The 22,655-nt window shown below is 61.8% G+C and carries 23 protein-coding genes; 2 read left to right on the top strand and 21 right to left on the bottom strand.

What is annotated here, in order from left to right; genetic code table 11:
* Positions 1–17: 17 nt before the first annotated feature.
* The 8 genes from ccoS to ccoN form a co-directional block, all read right to left on the bottom strand.
* Positions 18–173, bottom strand: coding sequence for a cbb3-type cytochrome oxidase assembly protein CcoS (gene ccoS / locus B9A97_RS11595; protein WP_084365479.1), 156 nt, complete (start codon positions 171–173; stop codon positions 18–20).
* Complete coding sequence (locus B9A97_RS11590) at positions 170–2,482, bottom strand: cation-translocating P-type ATPase (RefSeq protein WP_084365478.1); 2,313 nt, start codon at positions 2,480–2,482, stop codon at positions 170–172. Before B9A97_RS11590 ends, ccoS begins: the two co-directional genes overlap by 4 nt.
* Positions 2,479–2,976 carry a FixH family protein gene (locus B9A97_RS11585; protein ID WP_084365477.1) on the bottom strand — a complete coding sequence of 166 codons (498 nt, stop codon included), beginning with the start codon at positions 2,974–2,976 and terminating at the stop codon, positions 2,479–2,481. The genes B9A97_RS11590 and B9A97_RS11585 overlap by 4 nt, the downstream gene beginning before the upstream one ends.
* Positions 2,973–4,556: a cytochrome c oxidase accessory protein CcoG gene (gene ccoG, locus B9A97_RS11580; RefSeq protein ID WP_084365476.1), complete on the bottom strand. Its 1,584-nt coding sequence runs from the start codon at positions 4,554–4,556 to the stop codon at positions 2,973–2,975. The genes B9A97_RS11585 and ccoG overlap by 4 nt, the downstream gene beginning before the upstream one ends.
* A 171-nt stretch (positions 4,557–4,727) precedes the next feature.
* Positions 4,728–5,591, bottom strand: a complete 864-nt coding sequence (gene ccoP / locus B9A97_RS11575) for a cytochrome-c oxidase, cbb3-type subunit III (RefSeq protein ID WP_084365475.1) — start codon at positions 5,589–5,591, stop codon at positions 4,728–4,730.
* A gap of 2 nt (positions 5,592–5,593) precedes the next feature.
* Positions 5,594–5,746 carry a cbb3-type cytochrome c oxidase subunit 3 gene (locus B9A97_RS11570; RefSeq protein ID WP_084365474.1) on the bottom strand — a complete coding sequence of 51 codons (153 nt, stop codon included), beginning with the start codon at positions 5,744–5,746 and terminating at the stop codon, positions 5,594–5,596.
* 10 nt (positions 5,747–5,756) lie between these two features.
* Entirely contained in the window at positions 5,757–6,488 is a 732-nt protein-coding gene (gene ccoO, locus B9A97_RS11565) for a cytochrome-c oxidase, cbb3-type subunit II (RefSeq protein ID WP_084365473.1), read from the bottom strand.
* 15 nt (positions 6,489–6,503) lie between these two features.
* Entirely contained in the window at positions 6,504–8,132 is a 1,629-nt protein-coding gene (gene ccoN / locus B9A97_RS11560; protein WP_084365472.1) for a cytochrome-c oxidase, cbb3-type subunit I, read from the bottom strand.
* A gap of 279 nt (positions 8,133–8,411) precedes the next feature.
* On the opposite strand from ccoN, the gene B9A97_RS11555 reads away from it, so the two are divergent.
* Positions 8,412–8,912: a hemerythrin domain-containing protein gene (locus tag B9A97_RS11555; RefSeq protein WP_084365471.1), complete on the top strand. Its 501-nt coding sequence runs from the start codon at positions 8,412–8,414 to the stop codon at positions 8,910–8,912.
* 74 nt (positions 8,913–8,986) lie between these two features.
* Here the strand turns inward: B9A97_RS11555 and B9A97_RS11550 are convergent, their stop codons facing one another.
* The 8 genes from B9A97_RS11550 to hemN form a co-directional block, all read right to left on the bottom strand.
* Complete coding sequence (locus B9A97_RS11550; RefSeq protein ID WP_084365470.1) at positions 8,987–9,712, bottom strand: PAS domain-containing protein; 726 nt, start codon at positions 9,710–9,712, stop codon at positions 8,987–8,989.
* Positions 9,713–10,067: 355 nt separating this feature from the next.
* Complete coding sequence (locus B9A97_RS11545) at positions 10,068–10,997, bottom strand: lipid A biosynthesis lauroyl acyltransferase (RefSeq protein ID WP_084365469.1); 930 nt, start codon at positions 10,995–10,997, stop codon at positions 10,068–10,070.
* Positions 10,998–11,002: 5 nt separating this feature from the next.
* Complete coding sequence (locus B9A97_RS11540) at positions 11,003–12,031, bottom strand: zinc-binding dehydrogenase (protein WP_084365468.1); 1,029 nt, start codon at positions 12,029–12,031, stop codon at positions 11,003–11,005.
* An 83-nt stretch (positions 12,032–12,114) separates the two neighbouring features.
* Complete coding sequence (locus B9A97_RS11535; RefSeq protein WP_084365467.1) at positions 12,115–13,401, bottom strand: beta-ketoacyl-ACP synthase; 1,287 nt, start codon at positions 13,399–13,401, stop codon at positions 12,115–12,117.
* An 11-nt stretch (positions 13,402–13,412) separates the two neighbouring features.
* Positions 13,413–14,615, bottom strand: coding sequence for a beta-ketoacyl-ACP synthase (locus B9A97_RS11530; RefSeq protein ID WP_084365466.1), 1,203 nt, complete (start codon positions 14,613–14,615; stop codon positions 13,413–13,415).
* 107 nt (positions 14,616–14,722) lie between these two features.
* Complete coding sequence (locus B9A97_RS11525; RefSeq protein WP_084365465.1) at positions 14,723–15,196, bottom strand: 3-hydroxyacyl-ACP dehydratase FabZ family protein; 474 nt, start codon at positions 15,194–15,196, stop codon at positions 14,723–14,725.
* A 24-nt stretch (positions 15,197–15,220) separates the two neighbouring features.
* Entirely contained in the window at positions 15,221–15,505 is a 285-nt protein-coding gene (locus B9A97_RS11520) for an acyl carrier protein (RefSeq protein WP_143530416.1), read from the bottom strand.
* Between the two features lie 117 nt (positions 15,506–15,622).
* Positions 15,623–16,972 (bottom strand): oxygen-independent coproporphyrinogen III oxidase, encoded by a 1,350-nt coding sequence (gene hemN, locus B9A97_RS11515; RefSeq protein ID WP_084365464.1) that lies wholly within the window; start codon positions 16,970–16,972, stop codon positions 15,623–15,625.
* A 193-nt stretch (positions 16,973–17,165) separates the two neighbouring features.
* Between hemN and B9A97_RS11510 the strand changes: the two genes are divergently transcribed.
* Positions 17,166–17,891 carry a Crp/Fnr family transcriptional regulator gene (locus tag B9A97_RS11510; protein WP_084365547.1) on the top strand — a complete coding sequence of 242 codons (726 nt, stop codon included), beginning with the start codon at positions 17,166–17,168 and terminating at the stop codon, positions 17,889–17,891.
* Positions 17,892–17,947: 56 nt separating this feature from the next.
* On the opposite strand, the gene B9A97_RS11505 is transcribed toward B9A97_RS11510, so the two are convergent.
* From B9A97_RS11505 to cobA, 5 genes are all read right to left on the bottom strand, one after another.
* A complete protein-coding gene (locus tag B9A97_RS11505) occupies positions 17,948–18,376 on the bottom strand; it encodes a L,D-transpeptidase (RefSeq protein ID WP_084365463.1) in 429 nt (142 codons plus the stop codon).
* Positions 18,377–18,515: 139 nt separating this feature from the next.
* The gene (gene cbiB, locus B9A97_RS11500) at positions 18,516–19,496 is read right to left on the bottom strand and encodes an adenosylcobinamide-phosphate synthase CbiB (protein ID WP_084365462.1); all 981 of its coding nucleotides are present in this window, start codon (positions 19,494–19,496) and stop codon (positions 18,516–18,518) included.
* Complete coding sequence (gene cobD / locus B9A97_RS11495; RefSeq protein WP_084365461.1) at positions 19,493–20,497, bottom strand: threonine-phosphate decarboxylase CobD; 1,005 nt, start codon at positions 20,495–20,497, stop codon at positions 19,493–19,495. Before cobD ends, cbiB begins: the two co-directional genes overlap by 4 nt.
* Positions 20,494–21,813 (bottom strand): cobyrinate a,c-diamide synthase, encoded by a 1,320-nt coding sequence (locus tag B9A97_RS11490; protein WP_084365460.1) that lies wholly within the window; start codon positions 21,811–21,813, stop codon positions 20,494–20,496. Before B9A97_RS11490 ends, cobD begins: the two co-directional genes overlap by 4 nt.
* Entirely contained in the window at positions 21,810–22,652 is an 843-nt protein-coding gene (gene cobA, locus B9A97_RS11485; protein ID WP_084365459.1) for a uroporphyrinogen-III C-methyltransferase, read from the bottom strand. The genes B9A97_RS11490 and cobA overlap by 4 nt, the downstream gene beginning before the upstream one ends.
* Positions 22,653–22,655 lie beyond the last annotated feature (3 nt).

Below are 22,655 nucleotides of genomic sequence, written 5' to 3'. Positions count from 1 at the left end.
GCGACAGACTTCCGGCGTCAGGCGGCCGGCCTGTCGTCGTCATCCTCGAGCGCCCGCCAGGCCGCGCCTTCCAGGTCCTCATATTGCCCGGATTTCAGCGACCAGAGAAACGCGAACAGTCCGAGCGCGCCAAGCAGCAGCGCGATCGGAATGAGAAAGATCAACATATTCATGAGGCTAACCTCGTACCGGCAGATGGGTATTCGACCGCCGCCGCCCGCAGCGCCGCACGTTCCGCCTTGGTGGCACGGTTGAGGCGCAGCGCGTTGACCACCACGATGATGGAGGAGGTCGACATCGCAATCGAGGCGATCAGCGGCGTTGCAAGCCCCGCAAGCGCGATCGGAACGGCGATGATGTTGTAGCCGATGGCAAGCGCGAAATTCTCGCGAATCAGCCGACCGGCGCGGCGCGATGTTTCGATGGCAAGCGGTACGGCCTCCAGGCCCGGCCGCATGAAGACGAAGTCGGCGGCCTGGCGTCCGACATCCGCGGCCGTCGCCGGCGCAATCGAGACATGAGCCGCGGCAAGCGCGGGAGCATCGTTGATGCCATCACCGACCATCAGCAGCCTGTGGCCATCAGCCTGGGCCGAGGCACAGAACTCGGCCTTTTCCCGCGGTGACAATTCGGCCTTCCAATGATCCATGTGCAGGCGTGCGGCCAGTGCTGAAACAACACCGGCACGGTCGCCCGACAATATGCCGACCGAAAGCCCTTCAGCCTTCAGGCGGGCAATCGCCTCCTCGCCGCCGGGACGCAAGGTATCCTCAAAGCGGAAGGCGGCAAGCTCCTGTCCGTCGCGTGACAAGACCACCTCGGAAAGCGCCCTGTCGTCGCGATCTGCATGATCGCCGTTACGGGCCTCTGTAACGGCAAACCGCCGGCTACCGAGCCTGTAGAGACCCTCGGTAGTTTCCGCTTCGATGCCGGCGCCCGGTATCTCCCGCACACCCTCGAACTGCCTGACGGGACCACTGGCGGACGACCACAGCGCCCGAGACAGGGGATGGCGCGAATGAGCGGCAAGACCTGCGCCCAGCGCCATCGCATCGCGGCTGATCTCGTCTGCTCCGACCAGGCGCGGACGGCCCAGGGTCAGCGTGCCGGTCTTGTCGAAGGCCACCGCGTCGATTTCGGCCAGCCGCTCCATGGCCGATCCGTCCTTGACCATGATGCCGTTGCGATAAAGTCGGCCGGCGGCCACCACCTGCACGACCGGCACCGCCAGCCCGAGCGCGCAAGGGCAGGTGATGATCAGCACGGCGATCGCGACCAGCATGGCATGCTTCCAGTCGCCGTCGTAGAGGCCCCAGAAGATGAAGGATGTGAGCGCCAGCAGATGAACCGCGGGCGAATAATACTGGGCGGCCCGGTCGGCGATACGCCGGTACCGTGCCCTGCCCCCTTCAGCCGCTTCCATCAGCCCGATGATCTCAGCCAGGAAGGAGTTTTTCGCGGTAGCCGTCGCTTCGATGATCAGCGACCCCGTGAGATTGAGCGTGCCGGCCTGCACCCGCTCGCCGGTCGAGACAGCATTGGGCGCACTCTCCCCGTTAACGATCGACATATCGACATCGCTGGCGCCAGAAGCAACCAGGCCATCGACGGGGATCCGATCGCCTGCGGAAACCGCCACCCGGTCGCCGATGCGAATGTCCTCGACGGGTCGATAGTCGCGCGAACCATCTGCGCCAACCACCATGGCGCCGCGGGGGCTGAGCCGTGCCAGGCCCGAGATGGCCGAACGCGCCCTGTCGCGCATGATATGGTCGAGCGTGCGGCCGATCAGCAGGAAGAACAGCAGCGAGACTGTCGCGTCGAACCAGGCATGGTGGCCGTGATGGATCGTCTCCCACAGCGACACGAAGTAGGAGAGCGTGATTGCCAGCGCGATCGGCACGTCCATGTTCGTGCGGCCGTGCCGGAGCGCATTCCATGCGGATTGATAGAAGAAGCGCCCGGCATAGATCAGCGCCGGAGCCGCGATCAGCGCAGAAATCCAGTGGAAGAGATCGCGCGTCGAGGCATCTGCGCCGGACCAGATCGACACCGACAACAGCATGATGTTGGTGGCCGCAAATCCAGATACCGCCACGGCGCGGATCAACTGGTTGCGTAGCGCGTCCGACCCCTCCTCCGCCGAAGTGAACAGATGGGATTCGTAGCCCGTCGCGGCGATCGCACGCGCGAGCGACACCGGATCCGTCTCCACCTCGCCGACCTTGTCCTTCCAGACGACGGAGACGCGTTTGGTTGAGAGGTTGACCCTCGCCCGCTCGACCTCGGGTAATTGCCGCAAGGCCCGCTCGATCGTCGTGATGCAGGTGCCGCAATGAACGGCTGGAACGCTGAGGTCGATCTGGCGCAGCCCCTCGCCGAGGTCGCGGCTCGACAGCCGCATCTCTTCCGATGTCGGCAGAGCATGGTCCAGACGCTCAAGGTCCAGCGCGCTCTCGGTTCCCGCAGCACAGCAGCTCATTTTACCACTCCACGCACCGATATCCGGTTGGCTTCATGCATGATGGTCTCGCCACCCTTCATGGCCATGATCTCGACGATCCAGTCGCCCGGCAGCACCTCGTGACGTGCCGCATATCGGCCATCGGCGGCGGGCAATAGAGGTGCGATGAAATCCTGGTGCTCGCCGACAGGCCGCTTGAAATGGGCCGTCACGGCATCGGCCTCCACGGCCTTGCCATCTTCGAGCGTCAGGGCATAGGCGATCTCGCCATTCTCCACCGTCAGCGTTCCGCGAATGCCGGTGGCCAGCATGGCGCGAATGCCCGCGGCCTTGCCGTTGAATTCCTGGCTGGCGACATAGGTGTTCTTCACGACAAGGCCGCTCCAGGTCGACGTCGCGTAATAGGCCATCAGCATATTGACGCTGATGATCACACCGAAGAAGGCCACCATCACGGCCAGCATGTGCCAGCCGGTGAATACAAAGCCTGGCTTTTCCCTCACAGCAGTCATTTCTTCACCCCCGGGCCATTGAATACGGCCGTGTAGCTATCCTGTTCGTCGCTGCCGGCATCCTTGATGACGAAGCGGATTTCTTCCGATTGCCAGGCCGCCTGATCGCCCGGCAGCGTCACGAAGACCTTAAGCGTTGTCACTTCATCCGGAGCCGCCGAGATCGTGAAGGAGCGGACCTGCTCCGCGGCCAGGCCGTTGACCTTCATCGTCGCATCGGGCAGGCCATCGATCGACACGATGATATCGCGCGGCCTCGGCACCATGTTGAGGACCCGCAGCGAATAGCCGTTGCGGATGGAGCCGTCCGATTCCAGCACATACTGCGGATTGCGGTCGTGCAACACGTTGAGTTCCAACCGGTCGCGGGTGAGAAGCGCCACGATGAGACCGATACCGACAGCGCTCCAAACACCCATGTAGAGAAGTGTGCGCGCCCGGAAGATGATCCGCCAGTCGAAATGCCTGACCTTGTCGCTGAAGCTGCCGTCCGGCTTGCGGACGTTCGCAGGCACGATGGGCGAGGATCCGTTGTTGGTCGCCAGCGCCATGTTCGATTGGTATTCGTCAAGCGTGGCATAGGCGATCAAACCGCGCGGCTTGCCCACCTTATCCATGACCCCATCGCAGGCGTCGATGCACAGCGCGCAAGTGATGCATTCCAGCTGCTGGCCGTCCCTGATGTCGATGCCCATGGGACAGACGGCGACGCAGGCATTGCAATCGACGCAGTCACCGACCGGCCCGCCCGCTGCGATCGCCTTCTTGGCGTGACGGGTGCGCGGCTCGCCACGCCAGTCGTTATAGGTGACGACAAGCGAATTCTCGTCGAGCATCGCCGCCTGGATGCGCGGCCAGGGGCACATATAGATGCAGACCTGCTCCCGCATCAGGCCACCAAACACGTAAGTCGTGGCTGTCAGGATCGCGACCGTGATATAGGCGACGGGCTCGGCCCTGCCGTGAATGAAATCCATGGCGAGATCGGGCGCATCGGCGAAATAGAAGATCCAGGCGCCCCCTGTCAGAACACCGATCGCGACCCAGATCGCATGTTTCGATACGCGCTTCCAGAGCTTGTCAAAGCTCCACGGCGCGGTATCGAGCTTCATCCGCGCATTTCGGTCGCCTTCGATAAAGCGCTCGACCACCAGAAAAAGATCGACCCAGACCGTCTGGGGACAGGTATAGCCGCACCAGGCGCGGCCGACGGCCGAGGTGACCAGAAACAGTCCAAAACCGGCCATCACAAGCAGGCCGGCGACGAAGAAGAACTCCTGCGGCCAAATCTCGATGAAGAAGAAATAGAAGCGGCGATGCGCAAGATCGATCAGAACGGCCTGATCCGGTGCGTAGGGGCCGCGGTCCCAACGAAGCCAAGGCGTCAGATAGTAGATGCCGAGCGTAATCGCCATGACAAGCCATTTGAACTGGCGAAAACGACCTGACGCCCGCTTCGGGAATATCTTCTTGCGGGCTTCGTAGAGTGGTTTACGGCGGGCGGCCGAATTGACGGCCTCCGCCTCCAGGCGCTCGACCTCGTCGGGAGCGGATTTTTCGCTGGTGTCCTGCAGACTCATGACTGGAACCTCTTGCTGTCCCTCGTCTTGTCCCACGCCCCCTGCAAAGTCGCTTTGACTTATATCAAGACCGGGCGTTTGGTCGCAGGGCAGACCCAACGGCGGGGCAAAACGACATCGGCCCCCGAGGCAAAGCTTCGAGGGCCGATCTTTTTGAAACAGGCGATGGGATTATTCGCCGCCGCCCAGCGAATGCACGAACAGAGTCAGCTGCTTGACGGTGGTATCACCCAGGCGCGCTCCCCAAGCGGGCATGGCGCCGTGCTTCGGCTGGGCGACTTGCGCCGCAATCGACGCTTCGTCGCTCACCTTCAGCCAGATGGCGTCTGCCAAGTTCGGCGCACCGAAATCCCGTCCACCCTTGGCATCCTCGCCGTGGCAGGCAGCGCAATTCTCCGCGAAGATCTGCTTGCCGGGCTCAACCAGTGCCGCGTTGGACGGCGTGCCGGTCAGGCTCACGACATAGGCGGCCACCTGCCGGATCTGTTCCGGCTCGAGAATCTCGCCATAGGCCGGCATCTCGGAAATGCGGGTATCGGGATCGCCGTCATAGCGAATGCCGTGGGCGATCGTCTGGTGGATCGCTTCCAGGTCACCGCCCCACAGCCAGTCGTCGTCGTTGAGGTTCGGATATCCGGCACCGCCGGCCGCACCCGAGCCATGACATGTGGAGCAATTCACCTTGAAGGCGGCCGCGCCGCCGGCAATGGCAAACTGCGACAGCTGCGGATCAGCGGCAATCTCGGCCAGCGGCATGGCGGCGATCTTGTCGAGATAGACGGCCTGATCGGCCTTGGCGGCGCTGATTTCCTGCGCCACCTCAGCCCGGCTGGAATAGCCGAGCAGGCCCTTGGTGCTGTCGGTCAGCAGCGGCCAGGCCGGATAGGCGATGGTGTAGCCGATGGCCCAGACGATCGTCGCATAGAAGGTATAGACCCACCAGCGGGGCATGGGATTGTTGAGTTCGCGGATCCCGTCCCATTCATGCCCAGTCGTTTCGACGCCGCTGATCTCGTCGATATGTTTGTCTGCCATTTTCAATCCTCCTTGAGAGGGATGCTTGCGGCCTCGTCAGCCAATTTCTTGGCGCCCGGCCTGAATATGAAGAGCACGGAACCGACGAAGAACAGGAGCATGGCCAGCATGCCCCAACTGTCGGCGAAGTGACGCATGGCGGTGTAGGTTTCCATGGCGCCCTCCTCAGCGATAACCGGTTGCGTCGTCATAGGTGGAGAAGTCCACCAGCGTGCCGAGCATCTGCAGGTAAGAGACCAGCGCATCCATTTCCGTCAGGCGCGTCGGATCGCCATCGAAATTGCCGACCTTGGCCTTCGGGTAACGCTCAAGCAGCGCGCTGGTATCGGCATTGGGATCCGACTGGGCGGCAAGGTCCGCCTTGGCGTTTTCGATCATCTCATCCGTATAGGGCACGCCGACGGTCCTGTTGGCCTTCAGGTCCATCGAGATGTCGGTGATCTCGAGCGGCGTCTCCTTCAGATAGGAGTAGCTCGGCATGATCGATTCCGGCACGACGTCGCGCGGTTCCATGAGATGCTGAACATGCCATTCGTTGGAATAGCGGTCGCCGACGCGGGCGAGATCAGGCCCGGTACGCTTGGAACCCCACTGGAACGGGTGGTCGTACATGGACTCTGCGGCCAGCGAATAATGGCCGTAGCGCTCCACCTCGTCGCGGAACGGACGGATCATCTGGCTGTGACACACATAGCAACCCTCACGGATATAGATGTTGCGTCCGGCCAGTTCGAGAGGCGAATAGGGACGCATCCCCTCCACCTTCTCGATGGTGTTTTCGAGGTAGAACAGCGGTGCAATCTCGACGATGCCACCGATGGTCACGACGATCAGCGAACCGAGGAAGAGCAGGCTCGTGTTCTTCTCGAATATGACGTGTTTATCAAGAATGGACATTGTTAGCCTTCCTTCTCATTCAGCCGGCTGCATGGCAGCGGGGACAACAGAGCCCGGGATCGGAGCTTCCTGGCGCTCATAGCCAAGGATGGTCATCAGCACGTTGTAGGCCATGATGATGCCGCCCAGCAGGTAGAGCGCTCCACCCAGTGCACGCAGCACGAAGTATGGGAACATGGCGGCGACCGATTCGGCGAACGAGTAGACCAGGAAGCCCTGCTCGTCGTATTCGCGCCACATCAGACCCTGCTGGATACCGGCAACCCAAAGAACGGCGGCGTAGACGACGATGCCGAGGGTGGCGAGCCAGAAGTGCCAGTTGACCAGGCGCAGCGAGTAGAGGCGGTTGCGGTGCCACAGTTTCGGCGTCAGGTAGTAGATCGCACCGAAGCTGATCATGCCGACCCAGCCGAGGGCGCCGGAATGCACGTGACCGATGGTCCATTCGGTATAGTGGCTGAGCGAGTTGACGGCCTTGATGGACATCATCGGGCCTTCGAAGGTCGACATGCCATAGAAGGCGATGGCGATGACCATCATGCGGATGATCGGGTCGGTACGGATCTTGTCCCAGGCGCCCGAAAGCGTCATCAGGCCGTTAATCATGCCACCCCATGAGGGCATCCACAGCATGATGGAGAAGACCATGCCAAGCGTCTGCGCCCAGTCCGGCAGAGCCGTATAGTGCAGATGGTGCGGGCCGGCCCAGATATACATGAAGATCAGGGCCCAGAAGTGGATGATCGACAAGCGGTAGGAATAGACAGGGCGACCCGCCTGCTTGGGCACGAAGTAGTACATCATGCCGAGGAAGCCGGCTGTCAGGAAGAAGCCCACGGCGTTATGGCCATACCACCACTGAGTCAGCGCATCCTGCACGCCCGAGAAGGCGGAATAGCTCTTCGAACCGAGGAACGACACCGGCATCGCCAGGTTGTTGACGATATGCAGCATGGCAATGGTAACGATGAAAGCCAGGTAGAACCAGTTGGCGACGTAGATGTGGCTTTCCTTCCGGGTCATCACGGTGCCCATGAAGGCGATCAGGTAGGCCACCCAGACGACGGTCAGCCAGATGTCGACATACCATTCCGGTTCGGCATATTCACGGCCCGCGGTGATCCCCAGCACATAGCCTGTTGCAGCCATGACGATGAAGAACTGATAGCCCCAGAACACGAACCAGCCCAGCGATCCGCCGAACAGGCGCTGACGCGAGGTGCGCTGCACGACATAAAAGGACGTCGCGATCAGGGCATTGCCGCCAAAGGCGAAAATGACCGCCGAGGTGTGCAGCGGGCGCAGGCGACCGAAGTTCAGGTAGGGCTCGATATTGAGATCGGGAAATGCCAGTTGCAACGCAACCACCACGCCGACCAGGAAGCCGACGACACCCCAGAAAACGGTGGCGATGACGCCGTATTTGACGACCTCGTCAAAATATTCCGACTTGGTCTGGGCGGCTGTACGGACGCCGGCGGGCGCGAACTGGATACGGCGCAGCATGACGAGCGTGCCGGCGCCGAGCGTAAAAAAGGCCACCCACATGTGAGCGGCAAAGAGGCTGTCGTGAGCGAAGGCCGCCCCCAGCAGCGCGGCAAAGGCGAGCACCGCCATTGCCATGGTTTCCATGGTATAATTCATTGTTGGCATCCCCCAACGGCTTGCATGGCATCACGGGCATGTCTGCCGATCAGCAGGGCATGTACCCGGTGTATGCTGCATCAATGCCAGTTGCGGCGTCCGCATTCCTTGATGCAGATCAATGCGGACATCCGCCGAACTGCCAAGACTTGGGCCCAATCAGGATTGCAGCAGCGACACAAGGTCGCTGACGTTGATCAAGGGAAACATGCGCAAACGGACCCAAATGGCTTTGCGCAGGCCGCGTACTCAGCTTTGCGGGTTCCTTGGAGGATGTGGATGCAAAACAAGTTGGTCAGCCTGAAAGGGTCTCCCATCCGGCAACCGGCCGAGGACCTCGTCCAGCACCAGTCCCTGGCCTGGCTGCGCAAGGCGCATGAGGAGCAACTGGCGCTGTGCGGGGAGTTGGAAGACATCGCCGATTCGCTTCCGTCGAGCATAAACCGGCAGAAATGCATCTATGCCGCCAAGGCCCTGGGGCCCCTGATTCGCGGGGTACATCATTTCGAAGAGACCGTGCTGTTTCCGCTGATTCAGTCGGCGGCCGGCGGACATTTCGCTGAAACCATCGACCGGCTGAAATTCGAACACTGCGAAGACGAGTGTTTTGCAGAGGAACTGACGGACGCCTTGCTGAAGCTCGGCTCCGGTGCCCGGGTCAACATGGAAGCGACGGGCTATATGCTCCGGGGCTTTTTCGAGGGCATGCGCCGCCATATCGCCTTCGAACGGGAATTCCTGCTGAGCCGGCTGCCCGGCGACGACCAGGCATTGGCCTAAGTCTTTGGCGTTCTCGCCTTACGGCCTTTGACACACCGCCACGGTGAACGCGAGGGTCGGCCAAGGCCGGGTGGTCAGGCCGCGATCATGTTCTGGGACTCGCCCGAATCCTGCATCGTCAAGACAGCACCGACAACGCGGCCATCATGCCCCTTCAGCGGGGCCAGGCGACAGCGGACGAACAGCCCGCGATCTCCCTCGCGGCGCAGATAGACATATTCCACGCATTCGCCACGGAAGCATCGGTCGAGCCGCTCCCGCACCATGTCTTCGAACAACCCCTGCTCCATGAATTCGGAGATATGGCGTCCGACCAGTTCCAGCGGTGAGCATTTCAGCGAAGCGCCATGGGCCGCATTCGAATAGAGGTAGCGATAATCCGTGGTAACCACGGCGACCATGTCCGGTAGCGCGTTCAGAATGGATTCGTTCAGCAATCCATCGTCACCGAGGGATTGATAGGTATTGCCGACGCCGAAGCCCGCAACATCCGATACCGCCGAGGTGCCGAAGTATCGATCAAGCAGAACGGACAGAATAGTCGAGTTGCGCACGACGCAGGAACGATCATCAGCATCCTCGCGGATCAGACTGCTGACAAAACGCAATTGCAGGTGAATTTCGCGGCTGTTGCAGGCCCTGTACTCGACCACCTCGGATATCAGCGGGGCAAGCTCCCGGTCCAGCAGCCTGACCAGTTGATCATCACCGGAGCGAATGGCCTGCTGCAATTGCAGGCTTTTCAGCGAAACCGCTTCAAAAAGCCGCGGCAATATTTCGTCATGTAATTCCTGAGACATGTACAGCGCCAGACCTCTTGGCAGCAAAACAGCAACTGTTTCTACACACAGGCCGCACCGTACTACTGTGTTGTAGCCTTGCTCCGACCATCACACGGCTGTTAACATGAATGGCCTTCATGTTCAATCAACTAAGATTAGGGTATCAATCCGCACCATCTTGGGATGCAGCGGCCAATACAGAGCGGCGGCCGTCTCAATATCTTTAACCGATGCAAGCATTTCTCGCGCTTTTGCAGGCAAAAGCGTGAATATAACGCCCAGGCGCGTCATGGAGAATACTGTCTACAGCGAACACGCACGAGCCGGAATCGGCGCGATCCGCCCACCAGACAATGTAGAAATCCAAAAAAGGTCAGAGGCTGCGCTTAATGTCCCAGCGATCATGATACCACAGCCATTGCTCCGGATATTCACGAACCCAGCTTTCAACCTTGTCGTTGAGCTTTTGCGCTGTCGCCTTGACATCTAGGTGGCCACTTGCATCCCGCGGCAGGTCTATCGCTGGCTCGATCTCCAGCCGGAACCGATTGCCAGGAAGGCGGATGCAACGGGCGGGGTAGACCTCACAGTCGAATTGCCGGGCGAGCTTGGCCAGCAGCGGATTGGTCTGAACGTCGCGGTCGAAGAAAGTGGTCTTCTGGCCCTTCTGGAACTTCTGGTCGACCAGCACGCCGACCCCGCCCCCGGCTTCCAGTTGGCGAGCCAAAGCGAAGGATGAACCGGCATGGGACGGAACCAGCTTGCCCATTCGCCCTGCCCTGAAGTCATAGACCTTGCGGGCGATATAGGGATTGTTGGGCGGCCGAAACATCACCGTCACCATCAGGCCGAATGCCGCGCCGGCGACAGGCAGCAATTCGAAATTGGCGGTATGTCCCGTGAAGACGATGAACGGCCGGGGATTATCGCGCAGGTCGAGGAAGATCGGGATGCCCGAGACCTCGATCCGCCCCTGCCCCGGCTTTGCCGGATCGAAGTCGAACAAGCGATCGAGGAAGACATATTCGGCGGCGAGCCGCCCCATATGCCCCCAGCTTGCCAAAGCGATGGCCTCAAGCTCGGCATCACTTTTGTCCGGATAGGCATTGCGCAGGTTGGTGAGCATCAGGCGATGGCGACGCGTGCGCGGGCCGATGCGTCGCATCAGCCCATCCGCGAAGTTGATCGCTGCATCCGCAGGAAAGATCTTGAGGAGGTTCAGGAACCCGAAAGCGAGCTGCGCCACGGACCATTGCTGGAACTTGCGAAGGGCGAGAACGATCCGGGTGATGAACAACTCCAATGGCGTCAGTCCATGCGCAGGATGATCTTGCCGAAGACCTGGCGGCCTTCCATGCGCGACAGCGCACGATCGATGTCTGAGAATGTGACTTCCGTATCGATGACAGGGTGAACGATGCCGCGCGCCATCTTCTGCATGGCATTGGCCATGTTTTCCATCCGGCAGCCGAAGGAGCCGATCAACCGCAACTGCTGCTGGAACAGCATCATCAGGTTCATGTCGGTCGAGACGCCAGACGTCGAGCCGCAGGTGACTAGCCGCCCGCCGCGCTTCATGCAGAGCATGGATCCGGCCCAGGTATCCTTGCCAACATGTTCGAAGACGACATCGACGCCCTTCTTCTTGGTGAGCTTGCGCACGACACCCTCGAAGCGATCGGTGCGGTAGTTGATGACGTGATCGGCGCCGAGCGCCTTGGCCGGCTCGATCTTGTCGTCAGAACCGACAGTCGTGATTACGGTGCAGCCGATCTTCTTTGCGAGCTGGATCGCCGCCGTGCCGATTCCCGAGCCGCCGGCATGCACCAGGATCGTTTCGCCCGGTTCCAGCTTGGCATTGTCGAACAGCATATGCTCGACGGTCCCGAAGGTGACCGGGGCCAAAGCGGCAGCCACGGCATCGACACCCGGAGGGGCCGGCACGAGCAGGCGAGCGGGAAGATTGATCTTCTCCTGGGCAAATCCATCGAGATGGAAGCCGTGAACGCCGCCGACATGTTCGCACAGATTGTCGCGCCCTTCGCGGCAGGGCTTGCAGAGGCCACACGTCCGCGCACCGTATACGGCAGCCAACTGACCCGGCAGAATATTGCCCACGCCCGGACCGATCGCCTCGACGACCCCGGATGCTTCGGCACCGATGACCAGCGGCATCTTGCGCTTGGCAAAGGCCATGCCGCGCCAACCCCAGACATCGATGTGATTGAGCGCGACGGCCTTGACGCGCAGCGTCACTTCGCCAGGACCGGGCGCATCCGGCTCGGGCAGCTCGGTGATTTCAAGCTTACGGTCTTCGACCAGTTGCAAAGCGCGCATATGACTATTCCTCGCCCGGACGGCGTTTTCGGATTATTGGTGGTGTGGCGAACCGCTTATGCTGGTTCACGCGCGTGATCCGGTTACGCCGGTTCACGCGCCATGACAAGGCTGGCGTTTTGTCCACCGAACCCGAAGGAGTTCGACAGAACGGCCGAGACCTGAGTATCGCGCTTGACGTTCGGCACGACATCGAGCGCGATCGAAGGATCCGGATTGACGTAGTTGATGGTCGGCGGCAGCGTGCCGGTCAGCATGGTCTGCAACGAGAATACCGCTTCCACCGCACCGGCTGCCGTCAAGGTATGCCCGATCATCGACTTGTTGGACGAGACCGGGATGCTCTTGAGGCTTTCGCCGAACACGGCCAGCATCGCGCCATATTCCATCTTGTCGTTTTCGGGTGTCGATGTGCCATGGGCATTGATGTAGCCGATGCCGCCTTCGTCCATGCCCGCATCCGCAAGTGCAGCCCGGATGGTTGCAATCGCCGGACCGCCATCCGGCGAGGACCGAGTGCGGTGGAAGTGGTCGGCCTTTTCGCCGCAACCCTTGAGGATGCCGAGGACCTTTGCACCGCGCGCTATCGCCGCTTCCAGGGATTCCAGCACCAGGGTAGCGGCACCTTCGGCAATGACGAAACCATCGCGATCCTTGCTGAACGGCTTGGATGCCTTTTCCGGCGGATCGTTCTGGGTCGAGAGTGCCGAGAGCAGCGAAAAGCGGATCAAGGCTTCCGCGCTGACAGACCCGTCGGTCGCAACGGTGAGCGCCCTCGTCGTGCGGCCCTGACGGATAGCCTCGACGCCGAGCTGGATGGCGGTCGCGCCAGACGCACAGGCGGTCGACAAAGTCACCGGCAGGCCACGGGTGCCGAAGGTATCGGCCAGGCGCTCGGAGATCGAGCCGAACTGGGCTGCTTCCATGAAGACCGGATCCGGCCGCTCGCGCATCGCGGCCAGGAACCGCTCATAGGCATCGCCCGGCCGTGTGGCCGGCGGCGCGCGGTCGGCAAGCGCAAAACGATCCGACCATTCCGGTTCGACCGGGGGAGCGGCGAGAAACAGCGGTCCGTTGAAATCGCCCGACAATCCGGCTTGCGCCAGCGCTTCCTCGGTGGTCGCGCGCGCAAAGGCAAAGGACCGCTCGACCGAGTTTTCCGCCGGCACCGGCATGAAGTCCACCGTGCCACTGATCCTGGTCGAAAGCCCCTCCGTCGGGAACCTGTTGATCGCATGAATGCCGGAAATGCCCGATGTCAGGGCCTTCCAGTTATCCTGGAGCCCCTGTCCCAACGACGTGATGACACCCATGCCGGTGACCGCCACCAGTGGCCGGCCCAGATGATCCGTGAAGCGCTGCTCAGTCATCGCCTGTCTCCTCACGTATTTGCCGAAACGAAGGCCATGCCTTCGCCACGGGTATAGCCGACGGTGGTCACGATCGCATGCCGCGCCGGCGCCTTGGCCGGTGTCTCATGGTCCGCATCGAAGGCCGGCACGGTGGCGCCTGCATCGACAGCCAGAGCCGCAAGCGCCAGGCCAAGCGGGAATTGTGCTTCCAGCGCATGGCCCGTTTGTCCGCCATAGGCCCGCACCGGCACGCCAGCAAACACGGTTTCCAGCACCGATTTTTCGCGGGCAGAAAGATCATGCAAGCCGCTTGCGCCGCTGAAAATCACCGTGTCGGCAGGCGGCTGCGGGGCGACGCTGCGGCCGATTTCCGCCAGGCGCTCCTCGAAGCGGCCGTCTCGCGGACCACGATCACCGATGATATCGTCCAGCACGGCATAGATATGGGCGCCGCGCGCTTCGGCATGCTCGCGCGATTCCAGCATCAGGAAGGCGCCGACGGTGCCAAGCATCATGCCGCCGCCCTCACCAGAGCTGCGCGACCACAAGGGCTTCCAGTCCCCCGTAGCATGCGCCCTGATGCCTTCGACCAGCAGGATGATGTCAGAGCGTTCAGCAACAAATGCGCCACCGACCAGCGTGTGGGTGGATTGTCCGGCCTTGATGCGGGCAAACGCGGTGGCAACGGCAGAAATGCCGGCGGCCTCTTCGCCCATGAAGGTGCGCGAAGAGCCTGTGACCTTGTGGACGATCGAGATATTGCCGGCCATCAGGTTCGACAGCTGCGCCAGGAACAGCGTCGGGCGCAGTTCGGTCCTCAGCTTCTCGTTCAGGAGCGTCTCGCGATCATTGCGCTTCAGCGCTTCATCGACGATCAGCGAATCCACGTTGATGTCGCGCTCGCCGCCGCCGGCCGCCACGATCATGTCCATCGACCCGACGGCCTCGGCATTGTCCTTGAGGCCGGCATCGTCAAGCGCCAGACCGGCGGCATAAACGCCGAGCCGTTGCCAGTTCTCCATCTGCCGCTGGTCGCCGCGTTTGGGGATCTGCGCGCTCCAGTCGATCTCCGGCAAGGGATGCAGTGGGTAGGGCTGGAACTTTTCGGTTTCGACAGGGGGGCGCGAAAGCGAGCTGGCGGTCAAAAGCGCCACATGCGGCGCCTTGCCGGTCCCATGACAGGTCACGATGCCGACCCCGGTTATCACGACATCGTTCGGCTTCTTGTCCATGTTACATCCCCTATGGCGCAGGCCGGCCGTTGATTTCGAGGCCTTGCGCACCGCCATTGGAGGCGGCTTTTACGGCGATCAGAGTTCGAACCTCTTGGGTTCGCCTGTCAGGCAGATCGGGCCATCAGGTCCGTCAGACCGACCTCGGCCGCCCGGTTTCGAACGATATCCGCCAGCGGAACCTCGCTGAACGGCATAGTCCTGAGCTTCAATTGCGCATCGCAGATCTTCTTGCCGGCCGACGTTATGCGCGTCTTGGTCACGGCAAAGCCGGACCCGTCATGCTCCAGCACCGCCTCGATGTCGAGAACGGCGCCCGGCTCGACAAAGGTCCGCATCTTCGCGCCATCGACCGACATCAGGAACGGCATGGCGGCAAAATTGCTGTGCGCCAACACGAGAAACCCGGAAGCCTGCGCCATCGTCTCGATGAGCAGCACACCAGGCACCAGCGGCATTCCCGGAAAATGACCTTCAAAGACAGGGCTTGCCTGCGGCACGACGGAGCGCGCCACAAGCTTGCCCTCGGGCAGGCTGAGCGCCTCCACCTTGTCGATCATCTGGAAGTATTCAAGCAGCATTGGCCGGGTCCGAGACGCCAGGCATCAAGCCTTGGCGGCCCTCAGCTCATCGATCTTGGCGCAGAGATTCTTCAGCACGAAGTATTCTTCGGTCGAAACCTTGCCTTCGTTGACTTCCTGGGTCCACTGCTCCAGCGGGATCTTGATGCCGAATTCCTTGTCGATCGCGAACACGATGTCGAGGAAGTCGAGGCTGTCGATACCGAGATCGTCGATCGTATGGCTTTCCGGCGTAATCGTTGCCCGGTCGATTTCGCTCGTTTCAGCGATGATGTCGGCAACTTTGTCGAATGTAGCGGTCACGCTCATAGTCCTCACGAAAAATCCAATTCGGTTCCCCACATAGGCAAAACGAACCCGAATGCCAATGGCCAGAATGGTACTTGTGGAAAAATGCCGTGACAGTGTTGCTGAAACAGCAATCGCCTAGACTGCCACGGAGTGCCGCCCCTTGCCGTTGGCGAGATAGCTGTCGAAGACCGCGGCGACCGTGCGGGCGAAAGGCCGACCGGCAGGCGTCAGTGAAAACCTCTTGTCATCGATGATGCACAGGCCGTCCTGGTCGGCTTCGGCGAAAGCCTTGGCCTCTTCCACCAGGCTTTCCGCAATCCAGGGGTAGGTGGCGCGCAACTCGCAGAGCGAGAAGGAAAAGTCGCACATGATGCGCTCGATCACATGCGCACGGGCGGAGTCTTCCTCCGTCATGGCAATCCCTCGGGTGACCGCAAGCCCCTGTCCGTGGGCCATGCGCTGGTAATCGGCCGTCGCCGTGATGTTTTGCACATAGCCCTGCGGCAGTTGCCCGATGGACGAGGCACCGAGACCGATGACGGCATCGGCCGCATCGTCGGTATAGCCCTGGAAGTTCCGCCGCAACCGCCCGGAAGCCGTGGCGACCGCCAGGCTGTCATCCGGCTTGGCGAAATGGTCGATACCGACGGGAACATATCCGGCTGCCACCAGCATGTCGGCAGCGAGGTTCATCTGCGCGAAACGTGCCTCCATGCCGGGCAAGGACGCGTCCGGAATCATGGTCTGATGCTTCTTCATCCACGGCACATGTGCATAGCCGAACAGCGCCACCCGGTCGGGATCGAGCGAGACGATCTGTTCCACCGTGCGCGCCAGCGTCTCCTCCGTCTGATGCGGCAGGCCATAGAGAATGTCGCAATTCACTGACCGGGCACCGCGTGCACGAACAGCCTCAACAACCGAGCGGGTCTGTTCGAAGGTCTGGATGCGGTTGATCGCCTTCTGCACATCGGGGTGAAAGTCCTGCACACCGAGGCTGGCCCGCGTCATGCCGACCGCTGCAAGCGCATCATAGCGCGGATCATCCAGGTCGTTCGGATCCATCTCGACGCTGATCTCGACATCCTCCCGGAAATCGAAGGCGGCGCGCAGCGCGGCCATCAGCGCCGTCATGTCCTCGGGCCGCAGCATGGTGGGCGATCCTCCGCCGAAATGCACGGCGCTGACGCGCGCACCACTGCCGACCAACTCACCGACCGCGGCGATTTCTCGGTGCAGCGCCTCCAGATAGGTGGCGATCGGCTCATATCTCAGCGTGTGCTTGGTATGGCAGGCGCAGAACCAACAGAGCCGGTCACAATAGGGAATGTGCAGATAGAGCGAAAGCGACTGCCCCGGCCCCAGCGCCTTCAGCCATTGCGCGTAATTGCCGCAACCGACGCCCTCGTGGAAATGCGGCGCGGTCGGATAGCTGGTGTAGCGCGGAACAGGGCCAGAATATTTGGCCAGAAGGCTCTTGCTCATGAAATTCTCACAATCCCGATCGAGACGAAGGTGCAGTGTGGAGATAGGCCCTTACCCGCCGCAATCCTTTGACTTCGATCAATTTGCTGGTAATTTTGGCTGGAGATTGGACGGGATAGCCCCGGACGACGACCAACCCTCAAGCCAGCCCTGTGGTCATGCGACCATCGCCATGGCGGAGCAGAAGATCATCATGGACGCACAGAAGAAAACCGCGAGCGACAGCGAAACTCCGGCGATCTGCCGGTCATGCGATGCGCGCCATGGTGGTGTTTGTTCGACCCTGTCGGCCAGTCAGCTCGTGGAACTCAATCGTCACTCCTCCCGCCGCGAAATCCAGTCGGGCATCGAAGTCATCGGCCAGGGCGAGGAAACCTCGCACTACTCGAATATTCTGCGCGGTGTCGTTAAATTGTCGAAGATGATGTCGGACGGGCGCCAGCAGATCGTCGGCCTGCAATTTGCCCCGGATTTCCTCGGCCGGCCTTTTCTCGGCGAAAGCACGATCGCGGCGGAAGCGGCGACAACGACGGAAATCTGCACCTTCCCGCGCCAGATCATCGACCGCTTCGCCACCGAGGTACCGGATTTCGAACGGAAGCTGCACAATCAATCGCTGAAGGAACTTGACGAAGCGCGCGACTGGATGCTGACGCTTGGTCGGAAGACCGCCCATGAAAAGGTCGCAAGCTTCCTCAACCTGATCGCGACCCATATCAACCCCGAGCAACAGGCGACCCAGTCCTTCGACCTGCCGCTTTCACGGGCCGATATCGCGGATTTCCTCGGACTGACGATCGAAACGGTGAGCCGGCAGATGACGAAGCTGCGCAAGGAAGGCATCATCGTCATCGAGAACAATCGCCATGTGACCATTCCAGACATCAAGCGCCTGCGCCGCGCCGCCGGCGGCGATTGATACGAAACGGGCGCCCGAAAGCGCCCGCTGCTTGGTGTCGAAGCCGGTGGCTTCATTCAGCGCGTAATGACGATCTGGGTGTTCCTCAGGCCATTGCGGTTGGCCATGGCGAAAAATTGCGCCGCATTGTCGGGATGCAGCCGAATACAGCCATGGGACGCCGGTTGACCGAGCCGCTTCAGATCGAAGGTCGCGTGAACGGCATAGCCACCCTTGAAGAAAATGGCATAGGGCATCGGCGCGTTGTCATACTTGCGCGACCGATGATGCCGTGACGCCCATTTGGCGCTGTAGCTGCCGACGGGCGTGACATAGCCCTTGCGCGCCGTGGAGACCTTCCAGCGATGTGTCACCACACCATCCTGAGAAACCGTCATGGTTTGCTGCGATATATTGATGCGGGCCACGATATCACCGGCCGACGCCACGACAGGCTGGAAGGCCAGGCATAGAAAGGCCGAGGCGGCCATAAGAATTTTGCGCATTTTCTCCCCTCTTTTTTACTGCCAAAAAGGCACCCGATCAGGGAGAATATAATAGAGTTTTGCTTACACAAGACTAAATCGCAAGGCTGACAGAGTTCAAATCGGAACAGTAAAAACAACTGTCGCGAATTGATACATTTTAAAGCAAATACGACATCAGGCTGTATAGGACAGCAAGAATGGTCAGCGCCGAACAGGCAGCGTAAAACAGCGACACGGCGCGCTCTATATCGCCAACGCCGGCCCGCGCCCTGCCCTGCGCATGCATCATGGATTCGCTGACCGTCTCACCGCGATATTGGCGCGGGCCGGCCAGCTGCACATCGATGGCGCCGGCCATCGCAGCCTCCGGCCAGCCCGAATTGGGCGAGCGATGCAGCCCGCTGTCACGCAAGGCCGCGCTCATCGACGCCCGGCCTGCAGCAGCACCAAGCCTCCCCCACGCAGCAACCGCGATCAGGCCCGCCGACAGTCTGGCAGCCGGCCAATTGGCCAGATCATCGAGACGCGCCGAGGCCCAGCCGAAATAGAGATACTTCTCCGACTTGTGGCCGATCATGGAATCGGCAGTATTGAGCATCTTGTAGGCAAGTATACCCGGCAGTCCCAACACCGCATACCAGAAGGCCGGGGCAACCACCCCATCTGCGAAGTTTTCTGACAGGCTTTCGATGGCGGCGCGGCACACACCGCTTTCGTCCAGTGTGTTCGGATCGCGTCCGACGATCATCGAAACGGCCTGGCGTCCACCCGTAAGACCGCCCTCACGCAGCCCCAGCGCCACCGCCATGACATGATCTCCCAGGCTCTTTTGCGCCAGAAGCACGGCGACGATGACGATTTCGGCAACAAATCCCAAGAGGTGAAGGTGCCGGAAAAGCGCGCTCAGCATGTCCCCTATCAGGAAACTCAGAGTGAGAAGCACGACGATGGCCGCCACGCCGGCAAGACGGCGGGAGGCATTCGAAAGGCTTGGTTTGTTGAGGTGCCGATCCAAGAAGCCGATGGCCGTCCCGAACAGGACGACGGGATGCGGAACGCGGTTCCACAGCCAGGGCGGATCACCGATCAGCCGGTCCAGCAGCAGGGCGACAATCAGGATCAGCGGTTCGGCGATCATTGGTCGCCCATGCGCCAGGAGGAGAGCGCATTCGCCAGCCGCCCATCGCCAGCCGCATCCGGCGCGAGGCCGAATCGCAGCCAGGTCGGTGCATAATCGAAACGGCGAGTCAGGATATGGGCACGGCACAGATGCTCATGCAGGGTCGCAGCATTTGGATGATCGACCAGCATGAACAGGCCGGCCCCACCCGCGACCTGAAGATTGGCGCCTTGCAACACCCTGGCCAGAGCGCCCGATCGCTCGGCAATCACGGCGCTGATCGGCGCGCTGTCGCTTCGAAACAACTGCGCCGCCAAGGAGAGCGCCGGACCGGAGACGGCCCATGGCCCCAGCCACCCGGCTACCCGCTCGACCACATCCTCGGCGGCGATCACGAAACCAAGCCTTATCCCCGCCATGCCGAAAAACTTCCCGAAGGAGCGGAAGACCAGGAGATTGGCAACATCATCTCCCGCTAAGCTGGCTGCCGGCTTCAGATCGCCGAAAGCCTCGTCCACCACGAGCCAGCCACCGGCCGCCGAGAGCCGTTCCGCCGCAGCAAGGAGTTCGGCACGATCATGCCGGCGACCATCTGGATTGTTGGGATTGACGACCACGGCAAGTCCATGCCGGTCATCGATCTCGCCGACCGAAGACACCGACCGCACCTCAAAACCGGCCAGCGCCAGCACGCGCTGGTATTCGCCGTAGGTGGGTCCCACGACGGCAACCGGCCGATCCGCTGGCACAAGCCTCGGCAGGATTTGGATTACGGACTGGGTGCCCGGGACCGGCAAGGGCAAACGCGACCCACTGCGATAGAATGCCTGCGCCGCAAGCCGCGCATCAGCCTCCAACTCCTTGTCCGGCAATCGATGCCAGGCCCGGCTCGGTATGGGCGGCAAGTCAGGCGGGCAGGGATTGATACCCGTGGAGAGATCGAGCCAATCCTCGATCCGTCCGCCATATCGCGCGGCCGCCGCGGCAAGCCCGCCACCGTGAACTATGGGATTGCTCATTCGCCCTCGCCGGCCACGTCGATGAGATGGATATAGGAGCCGGCAACCCGCCCTCGCCTCAGACCCACCTCCCCCAGCGCTTCTCCTAGGGCATCTGAGGCCCGGAACAGCCTGACGCAACCACCCGATCCAAGGTCCTCGGAGACAATGGTGGCGTAGTGAAATTCATGCGCGGTCATCGAATCGACGAACACGGAACCGTCGACGGGTGTCACACGCCGGTAACCAAGCTGGCGGCGGCGCGTCGCAAAACTGGTGACGACGGGCAGCATGCCCAGCATCTCGTGGCGCTTTCCGTCGGCATCGACAAGACCCTCGCCCAAGGTCATGTAGCCACCGCACTCACCGAAAATCAGCGCCCCGCGCGCTTCGGCTTGCCGCATGCCGGCCTTGAACCGCGTCGCCGCCGCAAGCCGATCCGCATGCAATTCGGGATAGCCGCCCGGCAGATAGACCGCATCGGCATCCTCAGCCGGCGCCTCGTCGCCAAGCGGTGAAAAGAAGGAGATCTCCGCACCGCGCCGGCGCCATCCCATCAGCATGTGCTCGTAAGAGAAGGAGAAGGCGACATCGCGGGCCACGGCAATGCGCTGGCCCAGGGGCGGAAGCCTTGTGATATTGGCCTCTGACGTCCTGTCCGGGATATGGCGCGCGGTGCGCATCAGAAGATCCAGATCGCATTCGCCGGCAACGGTGGCAGCGGCGCGCTCGATGAACGCATCGAGTTCGCCATGTTCCCCCGCCTGGACAAGGCCCAGATGCCGCTCGGGCAGCGTCAGCGCCTTGTCTGTGCGGATGACGGCAAAAACCGGCATGCGGATCGCCATGAGCGCATCGCGCAACATGGCCTCGTGTCGCGCGCTGCCGACACGATTGAGGATGACGCCGACGATGCGCGTATCCACGCGGAAATTGGCAAACCCGCTGACGATGGCAGCGATGGAATGGGATGCCCGGGCGCAATCGATGACCAGCACCACGGACAGGCCAAGGATGGATGCAAGATCCGCAGCAGAGCCCTTGCCATCGGCGGCGCCATCGAACAGGCCCATCATCGCTTCTATCACCAGCACCTTGCCGCCGGACATATGCAGTTGGGCATTGGCAAGCAGCAGTTCGCGGCGCATGGCCCAGGGGTCGAAGTTGAGACAGACCTCGCCGCTGGCGGCGGCATGAAAGGCCGGATCGATATAGTCGGGCCCTGCCTTTCCCGGCGCGATGGCGTGACCGGCATGCCGGAGAGCCCTGAGCAGCCCGAGCGTGACGGTCGTCTTGCCCGAAGCCGACGAGGGCGCTGCGATCATCAGCCCGCTCATGCCGTCTCCTTGCGGAGATCATCGGCAAACGGATCGCGCACGAGCTTGCGGCCAGCCAGGGCGCCAAGCCAATCGAGCGATGGCCGCAGGCGCACCACCTCGCCGACCACCACGATGGCCGGCGGCTCGATGCCGCAGGCCGCCATGGCAGATGCCGCGCCACCGAGCGTGGTTTCGACGACCACCTGCTGCGCCGTTGCGGCATTGCAGACAAAGGCCATCGGCTCATCGGCGCTACGCCCTGCCTCGATCAGCTTGGCCACGATGTGATCCATATGCTTGATCGCCATATACATGACGATCACAGGTGACCCACGAGCAATGGCCTGCCAGTCGATCCGATCGGGCACCAGGCCCGAGGAATCATGCCCCGTCAGGAAGGTGACGGCGTGGTTGACCTCCCGATGGGTCACCGGGATACCGGCATAGGCAAGGCCGCCAATGCCGGCGGTGATGCCCGGCACGATGCGGAAGGGAATGCCGTGTTCGATCAGCGTCAGGGCCTCCTCGCCGCCCCGGCCGAAGACAAAGGGATCGCCACCCTTGAGCCGCAGCACACGCTTGCCCGCACGGGCCAATTCCACCAAGCGCAGGGAGATGTCGCGCTGTTTGGCAGACGGTTTGCCGCCGCGCTTGCCGGCATATTCCAGCTCGGCATCCAGCCGCGCCAGACGCAGGCAGTCCTCGTTGACCAGGGCGTCGTGCACGATCACATCGGCCTCGCCCAGCGCACGGGCAGCCAGCAGCGTCAAAAGGCCTGGATCTCCGGGACCAGCACCGGCAAGCCAGACATGGCCCGGCTCAAGGGACGGCAGCTGCGAAAACATCGGATGACTCATGTC

This window comes from Rhizobium sp. RU36D, from assembly GCF_900176345.1.
GTDB lineage: Bacteria > Pseudomonadota > Alphaproteobacteria > Rhizobiales > Rhizobiaceae > Allorhizobium.
Note: the sequence above shows the minus strand (reverse complement) of the source record. Positions and strands in the feature narration are given on the sequence as shown.

Bases quoted from the DNA above. Each gene is read 5' to 3' on its own strand.
- ccoS (WP_084365479.1), bottom strand. From the start codon at position 173: ATGAATATGTTGATCTTTCTCATTCCGATCGCGCTGCTGCTTGGCGCG.
- B9A97_RS11590 (WP_084365478.1), bottom strand. From the start codon at position 2,482: ATGAGCTGCTGTGCTGCGGGAACCGAGAGCGCGCTGGACCTTGAGCGT.
- B9A97_RS11585 (WP_084365477.1), bottom strand. From the start codon at position 2,976: ATGACTGCTGTGAGGGAAAAGCCAGGCTTTGTATTCACCGGCTGGCAC.
- ccoG (WP_084365476.1), bottom strand. From the start codon at position 4,556: ATGAGTCTGCAGGACACCAGCGAAAAATCCGCTCCCGACGAGGTCGAG.
- ccoP (WP_084365475.1), bottom strand. From the start codon at position 5,591: ATGGCAGACAAACATATCGACGAGATCAGCGGCGTCGAAACGACTGGG.
- B9A97_RS11570 (WP_084365474.1), bottom strand. From the start codon at position 5,746: ATGGAAACCTACACCGCCATGCGTCACTTCGCCGACAGTTGGGGCATG.
- ccoO (WP_084365473.1), bottom strand. From the start codon at position 6,488: ATGTCCATTCTTGATAAACACGTCATATTCGAGAAGAACACGAGCCTG.
- ccoN (WP_084365472.1), bottom strand. From the start codon at position 8,132: ATGAATTATACCATGGAAACCATGGCAATGGCGGTGCTCGCCTTTGCC.
- B9A97_RS11555 (WP_084365471.1), top strand. From the start codon at position 8,412: ATGCAAAACAAGTTGGTCAGCCTGAAAGGGTCTCCCATCCGGCAACCG.
- B9A97_RS11550 (WP_084365470.1), bottom strand. From the start codon at position 9,712: ATGTCTCAGGAATTACATGACGAAATATTGCCGCGGCTTTTTGAAGCG.
- B9A97_RS11540 (WP_084365468.1), bottom strand. From the start codon at position 12,031: ATGCGCGCTTTGCAACTGGTCGAAGACCGTAAGCTTGAAATCACCGAG.
- B9A97_RS11535 (WP_084365467.1), bottom strand. From the start codon at position 13,401: ATGACTGAGCAGCGCTTCACGGATCATCTGGGCCGGCCACTGGTGGCG.
- B9A97_RS11530 (WP_084365466.1), bottom strand. From the start codon at position 14,615: ATGGACAAGAAGCCGAACGATGTCGTGATAACCGGGGTCGGCATCGTG.
- B9A97_RS11525 (WP_084365465.1), bottom strand. From the start codon at position 15,196: ATGCTGCTTGAATACTTCCAGATGATCGACAAGGTGGAGGCGCTCAGC.
- B9A97_RS11520 (WP_143530416.1), bottom strand. From the start codon at position 15,505: ATGAGCGTGACCGCTACATTCGACAAAGTTGCCGACATCATCGCTGAA.
- hemN (WP_084365464.1), bottom strand. From the start codon at position 16,972: ATGAGCAAGAGCCTTCTGGCCAAATATTCTGGCCCTGTTCCGCGCTAC.
- B9A97_RS11510 (WP_084365547.1), top strand. From the start codon at position 17,166: ATGGACGCACAGAAGAAAACCGCGAGCGACAGCGAAACTCCGGCGATC.
- B9A97_RS11505 (WP_084365463.1), bottom strand. From the start codon at position 18,376: ATGCGCAAAATTCTTATGGCCGCCTCGGCCTTTCTATGCCTGGCCTTC.
- cbiB (WP_084365462.1), bottom strand. From the start codon at position 19,496: ATGATCGCCGAACCGCTGATCCTGATTGTCGCCCTGCTGCTGGACCGG.
- cobD (WP_084365461.1), bottom strand. From the start codon at position 20,497: ATGAGCAATCCCATAGTTCACGGTGGCGGGCTTGCCGCGGCGGCCGCG.
- B9A97_RS11490 (WP_084365460.1), bottom strand. From the start codon at position 21,813: ATGAGCGGGCTGATGATCGCAGCGCCCTCGTCGGCTTCGGGCAAGACG.
- cobA (WP_084365459.1), bottom strand. From the start codon at position 22,652: ATGAGTCATCCGATGTTTTCGCAGCTGCCGTCCCTTGAGCCGGGCCAT.